At 48.7% G+C, this 15188-nt stretch carries 11 protein-coding genes; 6 read left to right on the forward strand and 5 right to left on the reverse strand.

Annotation, left to right across the window (positions count from 1 at the left end):
- Positions 1 to 128 precede the first annotated feature (128 nt).
- From K384_RS07350 to K384_RS07370, 5 genes are all read left to right on the forward strand, one after another.
- A complete protein-coding gene (locus K384_RS07350) occupies positions 129 to 2483 on the forward strand; it encodes a ribonucleoside-diphosphate reductase subunit alpha (RefSeq protein WP_038030936.1) in 2355 nt (784 codons plus the stop codon).
- 12 nt (positions 2484 to 2495) lie between these two features.
- Entirely contained in the window at positions 2496 to 3230 is a 735-nt protein-coding gene (locus K384_RS07355) for a hypothetical protein (RefSeq protein WP_038030941.1), read from the forward strand.
- A 27-nt stretch (positions 3231 to 3257) separates the two neighbouring features.
- Entirely contained in the window at positions 3258 to 3947 is a 690-nt protein-coding gene (gene trmD / locus K384_RS07360) for a tRNA (guanosine(37)-N1)-methyltransferase TrmD (RefSeq protein ID WP_038031128.1), read from the forward strand.
- Positions 3948 to 4020: 73 nt separating this feature from the next.
- Positions 4021 to 6372: a TonB-dependent receptor gene (locus K384_RS07365; protein WP_038030943.1), complete on the forward strand. Its 2352-nt coding sequence runs from the start codon at positions 4021 to 4023 to the stop codon at positions 6370 to 6372.
- 4 nt (positions 6373 to 6376) lie between these two features.
- The gene (locus K384_RS07370; protein ID WP_038030945.1) at positions 6377 to 7255 is read left to right on the forward strand and encodes a DUF4249 domain-containing protein; all 879 of its coding nucleotides are present in this window, start codon (positions 6377 to 6379) and stop codon (positions 7253 to 7255) included.
- Here K384_RS07370 and K384_RS07375 read toward each other — a convergent pair.
- From K384_RS07375 to K384_RS07395, 5 genes are all read right to left on the reverse strand, one after another.
- Positions 7215 to 8705 carry a PP2C family protein-serine/threonine phosphatase gene (locus K384_RS07375; protein WP_038030946.1) on the reverse strand — a complete coding sequence of 497 codons (1491 nt, stop codon included), beginning with the start codon at positions 8703 to 8705 and terminating at the stop codon, positions 7215 to 7217. The genes K384_RS07370 and K384_RS07375 overlap by 41 nt on opposite strands.
- 12 nt (positions 8706 to 8717) lie before the next feature.
- Positions 8718 to 10034, reverse strand: coding sequence for a carotenoid oxygenase family protein (locus K384_RS07380; protein ID WP_157630094.1), 1317 nt, complete (start codon positions 10032 to 10034; stop codon positions 8718 to 8720).
- A gap of 26 nt (positions 10035 to 10060) precedes the next feature.
- Positions 10061 to 10894: a carotenoid oxygenase family protein gene (locus K384_RS07385; protein ID WP_038030952.1), complete on the reverse strand. Its 834-nt coding sequence runs from the start codon at positions 10892 to 10894 to the stop codon at positions 10061 to 10063.
- 149 nt (positions 10895 to 11043) lie between these two features.
- Complete coding sequence (locus K384_RS07390; RefSeq protein ID WP_038030954.1) at positions 11044 to 12522, reverse strand: PP2C family protein-serine/threonine phosphatase; 1479 nt, start codon at positions 12520 to 12522, stop codon at positions 11044 to 11046.
- A 75-nt stretch (positions 12523 to 12597) separates the two neighbouring features.
- Complete coding sequence (locus K384_RS07395; RefSeq protein ID WP_038030955.1) at positions 12598 to 14106, reverse strand: PP2C family protein-serine/threonine phosphatase; 1509 nt, start codon at positions 14104 to 14106, stop codon at positions 12598 to 12600.
- A 225-nt stretch (positions 14107 to 14331) separates the two neighbouring features.
- Between K384_RS07395 and K384_RS07400 the strand changes: the two genes are divergently transcribed.
- Entirely contained in the window at positions 14332 to 15186 is an 855-nt protein-coding gene (locus tag K384_RS07400) for a sterol desaturase family protein (RefSeq protein ID WP_038030957.1), read from the forward strand.
- Positions 15187 to 15188 lie beyond the last annotated feature (2 nt).

Genomic DNA, 15188 nt, shown 5'->3' on the forward strand with positions numbered 1-15188 from the left:
GCACAAATACTTAAAAAACAGCACTTTAAACAAAAAACCAAGATTAACAAACCATTACACGCTAAAGGCCGTTTAATAAGGCGAAGAGTCAATTTTATCATGTATAACCTAAAAAATTACATATCAAAGTGTTAGTTACGAAAAGAGACGGGCGCCTCGAATCGGTGAAGTTCGACAAAATCACGGCGCGTATAGAAAAGCTATGTTACGGACTCGATACCAACTATATCGAGCCGGTAGAGATTGCCAAGCGGGTGATTGCCGGTATTTATGACCGCATCCCTACTACAGAACTGGACGAGCTGGCTGCCAAAACGGCTGCTTCCATGGCAACCATCCATCCGGACTACGCCATCCTGGCCGCACGCATAGCCATTTCCAACCTGCATAAGGTCACGAGCCAGTCGTTTTCCAACACCATGAAGCGGCTTTATGAGTATGTGGACCCCAAAACGGGGCAAAATGCATCACTCATTGCCAAAGATGTGTATGAAGTGGTGCGCAAGCATGCAGCCCGCCTCGATGCCGCCATCAACTACGAACGGGATTACTATTTCGACTACTTCGGCTACAAAACTCTTGAGCGCTCCTATTTGCTCAAACTCAATGGCAAGATAGTAGAGCGTCCGCAACATATGTTTATGCGGGTAGCTGTGGGCATTCACAAAGACGACATCGACGCAGCCATAGAAACCTACAACCTGATGTCGGAAAAATGGTTCATTCATGCCACACCTACCCTGTTCAATGCCGGTACGCCCAAGCCGCAATTGTCTTCTTGCTTCTTGGTGCAAATGAAAGAAGACAGCATCGAAGGCATTTACGAAACCCTCAAGCAATGCGCTTTGATTTCGCAATCAGCCGGCGGCATAGGGCTCGCTATTCATAAAGTGCGGGCAACCGGTTCTTATATACGGGGCACCAATGGCACCTCCAATGGCATTGTGCCCATGTTGCGCGTATTCAACGACACCGCCCGTTATGTGGACCAAGGGGGCGGTAAGCGCAAGGGGGCTTTTGCCATTTATTTGGAACCTTGGCATGCCGACATCTTCGAGTTCTTGCAGCTGAAGAAGAACCACGGTAAGGAAGAGATGCGGGCACGCGACCTGTTTTATGCCTTGTGGATCCCCGACCTCTTCATGAAACGCGTAAAAGAAGACGGTGAATGGTCGTTGTTCTGCCCCAATGAAGCGCCGGGCTTGCATGAAACCTATGGGGAAGAGTTTGAGCGCCTGTATGAAAAATACGAACGTGAAGGGCGCGCGCGTAAAGTAGTGCGTGCACAAGACTTGTGGTTCGAAATATTGGAATCGCAAGTAGAAACCGGCACGCCCTATATGCTTTATAAAGACCACGCCAACCGCAAATCCAATCAAAAAAACTTGGGCACCATCCAGTCGAGCAACCTGTGTACCGAAATCATTGAGTACACAGCCCCCGACGAAATCGCCGTCTGCAACCTCGCTTCCATCTCTTTGCCCCGCTTTGTAAAAGACGGTAAGTTCGACCATCAGAAGCTTTACGAAATCACCAAAGTAGTCACCCGCAACCTGAACAAAATTATCGACATCAACTACTACCCTGTGCCGGAAGCACGCAAGTCGAACCTGCGCCACCGCCCCATCGGCATTGGCGTGCAGGGCTTGGCCGACACCTTCGTGATGCTGCGCATGCCCTATGACTCGGAAGAAGCGCGCGGTTTGAACAAAGACATCTTCGAGACTATCTACTATGCCGCTCTGGAAGCCTCTATGGAGTTGGCACAAAAAGACGGACCTTATGAAACCTACGAAGGTTCGCCCATTTCACAAGGCATATTCCAGTTCGACATGTGGGGAGTAAAACCCACCTCGGGACGCTGGGATTGGGAAGCCCTCCGCCAAAAGATTTTGAAATACGGCGTGCGCAATTCGCTGCTGCTGGCGCCCATGCCTACGGCTTCCACCTCGCAGATATTAGGCAACAACGAGTGCTTCGAGCCCTTCACTTCCAATATGTATGTGCGCCGGGTGCTTTCGGGCGAGTTCATTGTGGTGAACAAACACCTGCTGCGCGACCTCATCAAGCTGGGCTTGTGGGATGAAACCATGCGCAACAAGCTGATGGCTGCCAACGGCTCGGTGCAAAACATCAAAGAGATTCCACAGCACATCAAAGACTTGTATAAAACAGCTTGGGAAATCAAGCAAAAAGCCATCATCGACATGGCTGCCGACCGCGGGGCATTCATCTGTCAAAGCCAAAGCTTGAATGTATTCATGGCAGAGCCCAACTTTGGCAAACTCACCTCTATGCACTTCTATGCATGGGAAAAAGGCTTGAAAACAGGCATGTACTATCTGCGCACACAGCCGGCTGCCCAAGCCATCAAGTTCACTGTGGATCAAAAAATACAACAAGAGCTCAGCCGGGAACAACAGCAAAATGCCATCAGCTGCTCACTCGATGACCCCGACGGATGCGAAGCATGCAGCGCCTAAACAACCCAAAACGTGAAAACAGCAGCACCTGCCCGGCGGGTGCTGTTTTTATTATATGAAATGCCTATCTTTCAGTATCTTTGCACAAAGCAACCGGGCATCATGCAAAAGCATCATTTACAGCACCTTATCATTTTTTTCATGGCTGTATGTATGACAGCCTGCCACACTGACTCGCAAGAAGAAGAGCAGCCTGCCACAAACGACAGCCTGCAGACCGAAACGCAAAGCCAAAACAGCGATTCTTTGCCGATGCCACAAGCATGGGCAGAAACGGTAAAGAAAAACATACACCTCGAGCAGCCGCTCACCTTGAAAGAGCAGGCAGCTGAAGTGCAGCTAATCATCGGTAGTGATACAGGCGTGGTACGTGGGTTTTATTTAGGCGACAGCATACAAAAAGTCATGCAGCACGAGCAGGCATGGCTGATAGAAGACAGCACCGGTTTCAAAACTTTTAGCATAGACCTCAGCCGGCGACGCGCCGAAATGATTGACATACAATACTTCACCGACAGCCTGACGCATCAATTGGTCCAATCCATCATCATTGATATATACCAAGCCGATGCAGGCATGTGGTATGAAAAGATGTATGACTATTACACGGCACGTTACGGCAAACCCACCGAAGAAGAAAAAGGCAAACGGGCAGTATGGCAAAGCCCCGCCACCTACCGCGTGGTTTTAGAGAAGAAGACCATCAAACAAGCCCCCGGCATACGCATTCGCTATATGCCTCTTTAGCTTTAAAATAAAACCAATTACACTATGATGCGCATCGATATTATCACAGTTCTTCCGGAGCTGATAGAAGGCTTTTTGTTTCACTCCATCCCCAAAAGAGCCCAAGATAAAGGTTTGGTGGAAATACATCTGCACAACCTGCGCGACTATGCCACCAACAAATACCGCCAGGTGGATGACTACCCCTTTGGTGGCGGCGCCGGCATGGTGCTTATGATCGAGCCGATAGCACGTTGCATTGAAAAACTACAAAGCGAACGCTCCTACGATGAAGTCATTTATTTGACTCCGGACGGCAAACCGTTCAAACAAGCCGATGCCAACGAACTGTCCGGCAAGCAAAACCTGATACTGTTGTGCGGACATTACAAAGGCATAGATGAGCGCGTGCGCGAACATTTTGTAACCCGCGAAATAAGCATTGGCGACTATGTGCTTTCGGGCGGCGAGCTGGCTGCCGCTGTCGTTGCCGATGCAGTCATCCGCTTGATTCCGGGTGTCCTTTCCGACGAAACCTCTGCCCTGACCGACTCTTTTCAGGACAATTTGCTGGCACCGCCTGTCTATACCCGCCCTGCCGAATTTCGTGGATGGAAGGTGCCCGAGGTATTGCTGTCGGGCAATCATAAAGCTATAGATGAATGGCGCTACGAGATGTCGCTAAAACGCACCCAAGAGCGGCGCCCGGACCTGCTTTCCGGTAACGACCCAAAATAAACCAATCGATGGGGCGTTGCCTCTAACAGGTGTTTGCCTTTTTCTGTTTTTAGAAAACTCTACATCACACACAATGAAAAAAACACTATTCTTATGGCTTTGCGTGGGCATGGCGGTTTGGGCTCCCCTCCGCTGTGCTCAGGCGCAACAAGCCCCCTCGCCCCGCCATACACTCAGCGGCTACGTGAAAGATGCCGAAACAGGCGAAGATTTGATAGGAGTTACCGTATCGGTGCCTTCACTAAAAACGGGGGCTGTCACCAATGAGTATGGTTTTTACTCTTTGAGCCTGCCTGCCGGCGACAGCCTCACCGTAGAATTCTATTTCATAGGCTACGAAAAAGTAGCGCAAACAGTGTATATGGACCGCGACCGGCGGCTTGACATACGCCTGCGCCCCGAGCTGCTGTCCATAGAACAGGTGGTCATCAGCACAGACCCCTTCCAAGAGCAGCTCGATGCCCCGCAGATGAGCGTGGAACGGCTGAGTATGGAAGAGGTAAAAAGCATCCCGGTAATTTTTGGCGAAGCCGATTTGGTGAAAGTACTGCAGCTGAAGCCGGGGGTGCAGTCGGGCAGTGAAGGCAGCAGCGGGCTGTATGTGCGCGGCGGCGGTGCCGACCAAAACCTCATTCTTTTAGACGAAGCTTTGGTGTACAACCCCTCCCACCTTTTCGGTTTCTTTAGCATCTTCAATCCCGATGCGGTAAAAGATGTTACCTTGTACAAAGGTGATTTTCCTGCCAAATTTGGCGGCCGTTTGTCTTCGGTGCTGGATGTGCGGCTCAAAGAAGGCAACAAACAAAAGTTCAGCGGTGAAGGGGGCGTGGGGCTTATTTCCTCGCGCCTGACGCTGGAAGCCCCGCTTGCCAAAGACAAAGCATCATTTATTGTGTCGGGGCGCCGCACTTATTTCGACCTCATCACAAGGCAAATCAACAAAGCCAATGAGGACAATCCGGATTATGACCCTATCCCCGACTATTATTTCTATGACTTGAATACAAAGGTAAATGTAGAGCTGGATGAAAAAAACCGTTTGTTCCTGAGTGGTTATTTTGGCAGGGATGTGTTTCAATTCAACAACGACAATTTCAACTTCAATTTCGACTGGGGCAATGCTACCACCACTTTGCGGTGGAACCACATCATCAACCCGCGCTTGTTCATGAATGCCTCTTTTATCTTTTCCGACTACAAATACCAAATCAAAAACCAATTCAATGCTTTCAACTTCAATATAGGCTCGGGCATACGTGACTACAACGGCAAATTGGATTTCGAGTATAGCCCCAACAGCAAACATTTCATACAGTTTGGTTATCAACACACCTACCATCAATTTGAAGTGAGCCGTCTGCGTTTTGAAAGCGAAGACGGACGTGTGGATTTCGAATCGGGGCAGAACTTCGAAGGGCATGAAATGGGTGCCTACATACAGGATGACATAGACTGGAGCGAACGCTGGCGTAGCGAAGCAGGTTTGCGTGTGTCGGCTTTTGGCAATCAAGGCAAATGGTACTATGGCATAGAACCACGGCTATCGGTGCGTTGGCGTGCCTCAGACAAGACCTCTTTCAAAGCCGGCTATGCCCTCATGAACCAATACGTGCATTTGGTGTCGAACTCGGGCACCAGCCTTCCTACCGACATCTGGTATCCCTCGAACCGGGTAGTGGCGCCCCAGCAGTCGCAACAAATAGCCATGGGCATGAGCCGCACCCTTGCAAAGGGTAGCTTCTTTTTCAACACAGAGGTGTATTACAAATGGATGGCAAACCAAATAGATTACAAAGACGGGGCGCAGCTTTTCTTCAACGACAACCTGGATACGGAATTCGTCTTTGGCAAAGGGTGGGGCTATGGCTGGGAAGTGTATTTAGAAAAGAAAAAAGGGCGCACCACCGGCTGGATAGGCTATACTCTGTCGTGGACTTTCCGTCAGTTTGCCGACAGCAGCAACGGCAATGCCCCCATCAACAACGGAAAGGCATTCTTCCCGCGCTATGACCGGCGCCACGATGTGTCGGTAGTCTTGATGCACCGTTTCACCGAAAGGTGGTCGGCAGGTTTCAATTTTGTCTTTGGCACCGGCAATGCCTTTTCGCTGCCTACCGGGCGTTTTATATACCAAGACTTGCCGGGCAAAGACCCGGTGGTGGTGCCTGTTTATCCGGAACGCAACAACTATCGCCTGCCCGATTACCATCGCGCCGACATAAGCCTCACCTATAAACTGCGCCCGCGTTGGGGCGAAGGAAGTCTTATGTTCAGTGTGTACAATGTGTATAACCGGCGCAATGCTTTCTTCGTTTATTTTGAAGAGGTAAAAGACCCGGATACGAACCAAACCCTGTATTTCCAAGCCAAGCAGGTAACCCTCTTCCCCATCATTCCTACTTTTAGTTTAGACTTTAAATTTTAAAGCCATGCGCTACCTGCTTTTGTGGATGTTTGCAGCTATTATATGCTTACCGGCTTGTAACCTTGAAAAAGTCATTGAAGTAGATTTGCCTGCGCATGACTCACAGCTGGTTGTAGAGTGTTACCTGGAGCACGGCAAACCCTACCGCTTACTGCTTACCGAGAGTGTCAATTATTTCAGCAGCCCCACCTTGCCCGATATCGATGATGCCACGGTTGTCATCACACATCAAGGGCAAAGCGTGGTACTTGAATACAAACCACAGTTAGACACCCTCACCGGCAAAATATACAATTATGCCTCCGATGCGTTGGTGGACTCTACGGGTGGTGGCACCTACCGGCTCGAAATCAGCGATACACGCGGACGGCGTATCACCGCCGAAACGGCCTTTTTGCCCAAGGTGCCTATCACAGAAATCACGTGGGAGTTTGAAGACAAAGACAAAGAAGAAAAAGACAGCACCGCCAAAGCCCTGTTGCTCATACGCCACTCCGAAGACCCGGAGCAAGAGAATTATTACCGCATGCGCATTTTAAGGGACAGTGCACAAAAGCTTATCAACGAATTGGACTTTGTGTATCGTGGGCTCTTTGCCACCAACGGAGAACTTACTCTGGGCACTGCCTACCGCTTCGAAGACAAAGACACACTGCAGGTACTGCTTTATCATATCGACCGGCGCTTTTATGACTACTTCCGCACAATAGACGACGCCGTCGATGCCAACGGTAACCCTTTTGCTCCACCCGCCAATATCATTTCGGGGGTAGAAGGTGGCTGGGGGGTATTTGCTGCCTTAAGTTACGACCAAAAGACGGTGGTAGTTCGAAAAGACAGTATTACTCAACGACAACACCTACAACCGTTACATCGTCGTTAAGCCGGTCGCTACCTCTCCATGCCCGGATTGCATCTATCAGAAGTTGTTTTTGCTGCTCCGGTGTTTTATCTTTTATGGACTCAATCAAATGAAAAAGACAGCGGCTTCCATAACGCTTCGGGCGCTTTCCTTGTCTATGGCATAACTGATCTTTATAGCCATCTGTAAACAAATAAAAGCGATCACCGGCTTCAAGAAAAAATTCCACCTGATCACCGGGGGCATCATCGGCCGGCACTAATAAACGGTTGGCAAGTAAACCGGCACGTGAAGTGCGCAACTCATATAAAACTGCCTGTCGTGTCAATAAAAGTGGGATGCCTCTACCCGCAAAAGAAGCCTCTCCGGAAGGCGCTATTTTGAGTATACCTATATCGGCTCCGGTTTTCAGATAGAGCGCTTCATGATGTAAATAAAAATCCATTCTCTCCTCATAAAGCTCGAACAGCTGCACCGGTGACAACCTTTTGTGCCGCTGCAACAAGTCTTGCAATGCCAAAACCGACGCACAGCTGAGCAAAGCACCCGGTAGCCCATGCCCCGTGCAATCACCTATGCACACCCAATCATATCCATGGGCATGCATGCATAAGAAAAAGTCACCACTAACCCCATCTGCTCCTTGAAAAAGTAAGAACGACGAGGGAAAACGCTTTTTCAGATAGTTTTCGTAAGGCAGCAACAAGGACCGTTGTACCTGCCGGGCGCTTTCTAAAGCCTGCTTTAAGTCTTCCTGTTGTTGCTGTAATAGCTTTTTTTGTAACTCTACCAAGCGCTTTCCCTTTTCTTTTTCTTCTATGAAGCGATGTAAGCGCTCATTTTGCTTTTGCAGCACTTCTACTGCTCTTTGCAGTTTATCCTTCCGAAGTGCCACTTCATTTAGAACTTTGCTCAAAAGCTTGCGTTCTACATAGCGATTCTTGAAGTAAAAGTAACGCAGGGCACTGATAGAGTGACTTGCTACAATGCTAATAACCAGCCAACTGATTATGGGGGCATATTCTACAAGTGATAACTTGTAATAGAAAACATGCATTCCCAAATGCACCAACAAGGCATATGCACCTTTTAAAACTATGTATTTAGGGCGTAGCACAGGGATAACCGAGCCCACAAAAAACATAATGCTCAGGGATAATGCATATTGTGTGATATTGAGTGCATCGGTCCGGTAAGCGCGTGAGGTATAAAGCAACAGGCTGGTGCCCAGTAGCAACCATTCGTGGGATAAATGCTTGGTTTTATATAATACCACAAGACATGCAGTCAGCAGGATGGGTACCAGCCGCGTGTAAAACCATAGTGTTTCGTTGTCTTTGGGTACCGGTCCTTCTCTTAGGAACACCAAAGGAGAAAAGAATACAGCCAACAGAGTGCCCCAATAGTTATAAATGCTCCCTATCCGGTCGTATTCTTTTTTCCAATTGTCGTTCAGGTACGCATGAACCATTGACCTGCCTAATTACTGCTTCTTACCATATTCATACGGAAAGACATATTCTTCAAACAGTTGCGTAATGGCTTGGCGGTGCTTGCGTCTTTTGATACCTTTGAGCATGGGCAAATAATCCTCTTTCACATTCAGGCAATAGGGCGGCTGGCTCACCTCTTGGGCTTCGGGCACCCACACGCTGTGAATCGTAAAGCCAAAGAGCAAATCGGGATGCCCCAGACGGGCAAGCGGTCCTTGCGACAAATTGGCTGCATCGAACACCCATATTTCCGAGGTATATTGCCCGGCACGGCAAGGCAAAACCGTACATAAAATATAGCCGTCTTGCTGGGGGTGCACACCGGGCGTTGGCTTGCGGCGTGGCACAAACTGTAAGGACCACATGTAGGTGCCTTCATCGAAGCGATAAGCATCGGTGGCTTTCATCTGTGCCGTGTCCACACAGAAAAGCACAAAGGGGGCACCTTGTTTTGTTTTCTCCAGCACTTTCTCTACCGGCAAAAGGCGGTGCCGTTCAGGGGAGTCATAGAGGTTGTAAATGAAAGAGGTAAGGCGCTCTTCTGCCAAACCATAACTCTGCCAATAGACATAGCGTATGTCTTCCACGTTTTTCTCGGGCGAAAGCATGTCCCGGTAAGTGTAAAGCCCTATTGCCCAGGTGTGTGCCCCGGTAGGGTCTTCTTCTATATGCAAAAAGCGGCTTTCTTCTTCCAAAAGAAGCCCCTTTTCTGCATCAATCACGCATTTGCCTATCTTGCCTATGTCCATTTGCCCCACGGCAATCAAGCCATACAGCTCTTCTTTTACGGCTTTGCCGGAAATCTTCTCTGTATCGTAAGGGCGCAGCCACTCTGCCGGACACGCCGAGCAGTTGTGTGCGGTATGGATGGTTACTTTGCCGGCAGGATTGTCGTAGTTTACTGAAAAGTGCACTGTTTCGGAAGGGATGCGCACCCGCTTTGCTTTTACCTTCTTTGCACCGGGCTTGAGCGTGCGCCTGTCGATAAGATATACCGTAGAGTAGTCTGCCATCACCCCGCTCAGCAGTTTTCTAAAGAAAGCATCTATCTTGGAATTATGGGGAAATGGGTTGTTGAGCATGATGTCGAAAGAGAATTTAAAATTGGTATCGCCCAACACCAGGTAGTCTCTTGACAACCCCAGCTGATGCATATTGTGGCGTATTTCGATGCTCCGTCCCCGCTCGTCTGTCACCACCCAGGCTTCGGGGCGGCGCTGCCCCGTCCAACGAATCAAATAGACATTGTTGCGGTTGGAATAGAGGTGTCCTACGAGCCTGTACCACCAATCTTGCAGTTTGTGCAACCAACGGCTAAGCCCGGGACGGGTCTCTATTCTATCCCGTATTTTTTCAACACCTCTTCTACTTCCTCTACCAAGTCTATTTCTATATCCCTGTTGAGCCAGCCTTCCACTTTGCGCTCCAGCTCTTCTTCCAGTTCGTCGAGTGTTTCAAGGTTCCAGGCAAAGATGGTAGTTGCCTGCATGAGCGCCTTGGTTGTCTTTGTAAAATTCACAGAAAACACCTCGCGCGTTTCAGGGTCATATACGGGATGGGCGGTGGTGAGCACCATTTCAAAAGGTTGACGCATGAAAGGCGGCAAACCGGAGTGCCAGAAGGTATTTTCACCAATAGGCGTGATGCATTCCAAAGTAGCAGGGTCTATTTCAAAAGGACGCCCGGCATCGAAAGTAGCCAGCATACGCCATTCGCCATCATGCAAGCGAAAAGGCAAAAAAGCAGTATTCAGTTGGTTGCGGGTACCTAATAGGGGCGAAATGCGCGCCAACCCAAAACTGCGAAAGGCATAGCGCCAGAAGCGGTTGTCGGCGGGGTTGCACAAGGGGCTGGTTGCCACGTCGGCATGGTAACAAGGCGGGCGCAGTAAAGCGGTATTTACAACCACCTGCCCCCCATGGTTGAAGTCGAAACGAATCACATAACCATCGCCGTTGATAAGCGGCGAAGCATACTCTTGATTCACTTGACCACCGGGCAGCTGCTTTTGGTAAGGTAAACCACCGGAGTTGACGGTTCCGGCTGCCGTATTCAAAAAAACATAACCGTACCAGTCATCGGGCACGGCTCCCTCAAGTACATGCAATGCTACGTTACGAAGCTCTTTGCGGGAAGCAATAAAAGGGAAAGGGCGGTCAGGTATCATTTTTATGTGATGTTAAAGTAAGTAATAAGCCTCTGCCATAGACAATGGCAATTAAGCCTTCTTGCGAAAAGACTTAATAATTTATGAAAAACCGGCACCCCATCACAAGCAAATCCCCGCTTTTATGTTTAAAATTTTGTTAAGAACACTTATACCACCTTAAACCCTACCACCGTTATGTCATCTGTAAATGCCTTGCCTGCCCGCCACAGCTGAATTTCCTCTTCAAAAAGCCGGTGCTGACGCGCCATGGGCACACCATGTGCTTTTTCTAAAAGCCGGAAAAGACGTCTGCGGCCATAACGCTGCGGGCGCTTGCTCTCTTTTAGCTGGTCTTTAAAGCCATCGGTCAACAGGTACACGCTATCACCCCGTTCCAAAAACACATCTACCTTTTTGTCTTGTTCCGGTTCCGGGGCTGCCAACAGACGGTTGGCCAATACGCCTGCCCGGGATGTACTCAACTCGTACACATTGCCTTGACGTATCAGTATCAGGGGAATTCCCCGCCCGGCATAAGAAGCCGCACCGGATGGAGAAATCTTCAATATGCCAACATCAGCACCAGTTTTTAGATTGACTGCTTCTTTGTGCAGATAAAAATCCAGGCGCTCTTCGTACAGTTCAAGCAGCCGCTCCGGCGTCAGTTCCTTGTGCCGGTGCACCAAGTCGGCAAGTGCCATGACTGAAGCGCAGCTGAGCAGCACCCCCGAAACCCCGTGGCCGGTACAGTCGCCTACACACAGCCAATCTGCCCCGAAAGAACGTGTACACAAATAAAAATCGCCACTAATGCCCGAAGTTCCCTTGAAAAACACAAAGGACTCCGGAAACAGGCGCATTAAATGCTCCCTCGACATCCCCAACAGCCCTTCTTGCACCTGTGTGGCTTTCTGCAACATTACTTTCAACGTCTCCTGTTGCTCAAGAAGTGCTTGCTTCTGCCGTTCTAATGCCACGGTGCCTTCTTTCACCCGGATAATAGATTGCTTAAGTTTTTCGTTTTGCTTTTGCAATACCGCGGACACCCGCTCAAGCTGGTCCTGCTTGTGTAAAAGCTCACGCAACAGCTCGTTAAGCAGGCGGCGCTGAATGTACTGATGTTTGAAATAATAATAACGGGCAATACCTATTCCATGACTTACCACTATACCGGTCAACACCCACCCGGCTATCAGAGCGTGTTCCGCAACAGATTGTTTATAATAAAAGACATGCATGCCCAAATGAACCAACAGAGCAAACACCGCATTAAAGGCATAGCGGGCGGGACGCAAGACGGGAATCACCGCACTGGTAAAAAACATAATGCTTGCAGAGATGGTATATTGTGTTAAGTCTTGCGCATGCACCCGGTAAGCCCGTGAAGTATATAACAGCAGCCCTGTAAGTTGCACAAGTAACTCGTGTGAAAGCCGTTTTCTTTTATAGAGCACAATCAGTAAGGCAATAAGCACGACCGGTACCAAGCGCGAAAGCAACCACCATGTCTCATTGTCTTTTGGGCGGGCACTTTCGGTAAGAAACGCTAAAGGCGAAAACAACACTGCCAGCAGCGCCCCCCAGTAGTTGTAGATACCACCAATACGCTCATGTTCTTGCTCCCAACTGTCTTGTAAGTACTTCATTGGCTGTAATATTCACCCTGTCCTTCTCTTCCATAAAGTCAAGTTGTAATAAGTGGTCATTCCGCCCTGCAAGCATTATAGACGTACGCCTACAAGAGAAATATCGTCCAATTGCTTTTGTTGACCTTCTGCCATCCAGTTTTCCAACTGTTGTTCCAGTATTTTGCCTTGTTCAGGCATAGGCAAATGGCTAACAGACTGCAACAGCTCACGTAACCGGCGGGAACCAAACTTTCGTCTTCCCTTGGGCCCGCCAAACTGATCCTGATAGCCATCTGACAACAAATACAGACAATCGCCCGCCCGGTAATGAATCACTTCTTCCTTAAAGCGCTCATCTATAGACCGGAAGTTGCTTCCTCCCACATTGCGCCGGCTACCCTCTATTTTGTGTAATTCGCCATTCTTTACATACAAAATGGGACTATTGGCAGCTGCTACCTTCAAGACATTTTGGCGCCTGTCGATACAGACAATGCCCACATCCATTCCATCGCCGGATTGGCTTCCTGCTTGACGTAACAAATAAGGAATTTCTTTACTCATATGCTCAAGCACCGCTGCCGGACCGGTAACAGGATGGCGCAACACGAAGTTGTTCAACGAAGCATAGCCCAGCATGCTCATGAGGGCGCCGGGCACCCCATGCCCCGTGCAGTCCACCACTGCAAGCCAAAGCAGGTCGTCTTCTGTTTCCAAGAGCCAGTAGAAGTCACCGCTTACAATATCGCGTGGTTTATACAACACAAAATATTCCTTCAAAGCCTCATCAAGCTCTTCGCGCTTAGGCAGAATAGCCTCTTGAATGCGCTTGGCATAGTGAATACTATCGAGAATATGTTGGTTTTGCTCCTCAATAAGGCGCTTTTGCTCTTCTATCTCATCACGCTGTGCCATGATTTCTTCATTCTGTTGGCGCAGCTCTTCGTTTTTCTCTCTCAGCTCCGCTTGAAAGGCTTCCAGCTGACGGTTCTTTTCTTCCAAAGAAAGCAGTGCTTTCTGAAGCACCAGCTTATGCCTGAAAGCATTTTTAAAATAATAATAGCGGGCAATGCCCATGGTATAGCTCACAATAGCGCCCACCAAAAAGAGCGCAGCGATGCGCTGTGTCCAGAACTCTACAAAACTTTTTTCATTGAATACGATAAAAAAAGTGATGTTGATGACTATGGTATAAACGAAGTTCAGTACAAAATAGGCAGGGCGCATAATCGGTACCAGGGGGATAGTCAAAAATAAAGTGGCATTAAAAATTAAATAGCCCAGCCACTCGTCAGGATTTACCCAGTAGGCGCCCGAAGTAAACAAAAGCATCCCGGTCAGCTGCATCATACGGTCGTGCCGCACATAACCCAGGCGGTAAAGTACAAGCAAAAGACCAATAAGCAGAGAAGGAGCCAAACGAAACAAATACCACCAGTCCGGATCTGCTTTGGGCAGACGCATTTCAACCAAAAGGGCAAGTGGCAAAAAAAGAGCTGCCAAAATAGCGCCCCAAAAGTTATACAAAGCCCCTAAGCGTTCATATTCTTTCTCCCACTCTTTGTCTAAGTCAATCTTTAAAAACTGATCGATGGATGTCATAAAGTTTATTTGGTATTAGGCAAGCCGAATAAATACAGCCCACAATTTATAGAAAATGACGGTTTGAAATAAAACACGCCCCTTATGAAACATGTAATATTTTACAAAACAAAACACATAAACAAACTTTCACTTGCCTTAATAAAACGCCTGCACATTATTTAATTTTCCTTATATTCATAAGGGAAAAAAACAGTAGCTCATTTTTAAATTTTGCCTATCAAGATGGAAGATGTAATACTATTTTTTGAAAAGATCCCAAGCAGCTGGCGTGCCGCTTTTCTTATTGGCGGTCTGGCGCTATTCTGGAGCCTGGAAAGCATTGTCCCGCTCATGAAATTTTCTTACCATAAATGGAAACATGCAGGCATTAATATTTTCCTTACCCTTACGACCGTACTTATCAATTTGGCTTTTGCCGGCCTATTGTATTTATCAAGCCGCTGGGCAGTGGCACACTCCTTTGGTGTGATACAGTGGCTCCAACTGCCCCTTTGGGCAGAGATGCTTATTGGCTTGCTCTTGCTCGACCTGATAGGCGCCTACCTTATCCATTACTTAGAGCACCGCGTGCGCTGGATGTGGCGTTTTCATATCATTCACCACAGCGACCCCCACGTAGATACCACCACTGCCAACCGGCACCACCCTGTCGAGAGCGTATTCCGGGCTGTGTTCACCATTTTGGCGGTACTCATTGCCGGAGCACCTATGTGGCTGGTCATGCTTTACCAAAGCTTATCGGTGTTTTTTTCTCAATTTAATCATGCCAACATCAAGCTTCCTTCCAAGGTCGATAAGTGGCTCAGCTACTTCATCGTCTCGCCGGATATGCATAAAGTGCACCACCACTACCGCCTGCCACTCACCGATACCAACTATGGCAACATATTTTCTATTTGGGACCGCCTGTTTGGCACCTATGCCTTCCGCCCACCACAGCAGCTACGCTATGGCATAGATACTCACCTCAAAGAAGAAGAGCATAGCCGCATCGTGCGGCTTCTGACTATTCCCTTCGAGCCTTATCGCCCGGCTTCACCACCGGAGGAAGCAACCAAGCCTGTTAATGAGAAATAAGC

Source organism: Thermonema rossianum DSM 10300, assembly GCF_000426825.1.
Lineage (GTDB): Bacteria > Bacteroidota > Bacteroidia > Cytophagales > Thermonemataceae > Thermonema > Thermonema rossianum.

What these genes read in the sequence shown, in the direction of transcription:
- K384_RS07395 (WP_038030955.1), bottom strand. Translation starts at nt 14,106, where the DNA reads ATGACATCCATCGATCAGTTTTTAAAGATTGACTTAGACAAAGAGTGG.
- K384_RS07370 (WP_038030945.1), top strand. Translation starts at nt 6,377, where the DNA reads ATGCGCTACCTGCTTTTGTGGATGTTTGCAGCTATTATATGCTTACCG.
- K384_RS07400 (WP_038030957.1), top strand. Translation starts at nt 14,332, where the DNA reads ATGGAAGATGTAATACTATTTTTTGAAAAGATCCCAAGCAGCTGGCGT.
- K384_RS07385 (WP_038030952.1), bottom strand. Translation starts at nt 10,894, where the DNA reads ATGATACCTGACCGCCCTTTCCCTTTTATTGCTTCCCGCAAAGAGCTT.
- trmD (WP_038031128.1), top strand. Translation starts at nt 3,258, where the DNA reads ATGCGCATCGATATTATCACAGTTCTTCCGGAGCTGATAGAAGGCTTT.
- K384_RS07390 (WP_038030954.1), bottom strand. Translation starts at nt 12,522, where the DNA reads ATGAAGTACTTACAAGACAGTTGGGAGCAAGAACATGAGCGTATTGGT.
- K384_RS07365 (WP_038030943.1), top strand. Translation starts at nt 4,021, where the DNA reads ATGAAAAAAACACTATTCTTATGGCTTTGCGTGGGCATGGCGGTTTGG.
- K384_RS07375 (WP_038030946.1), bottom strand. Translation starts at nt 8,705, where the DNA reads ATGGTTCATGCGTACCTGAACGACAATTGGAAAAAAGAATACGACCGG.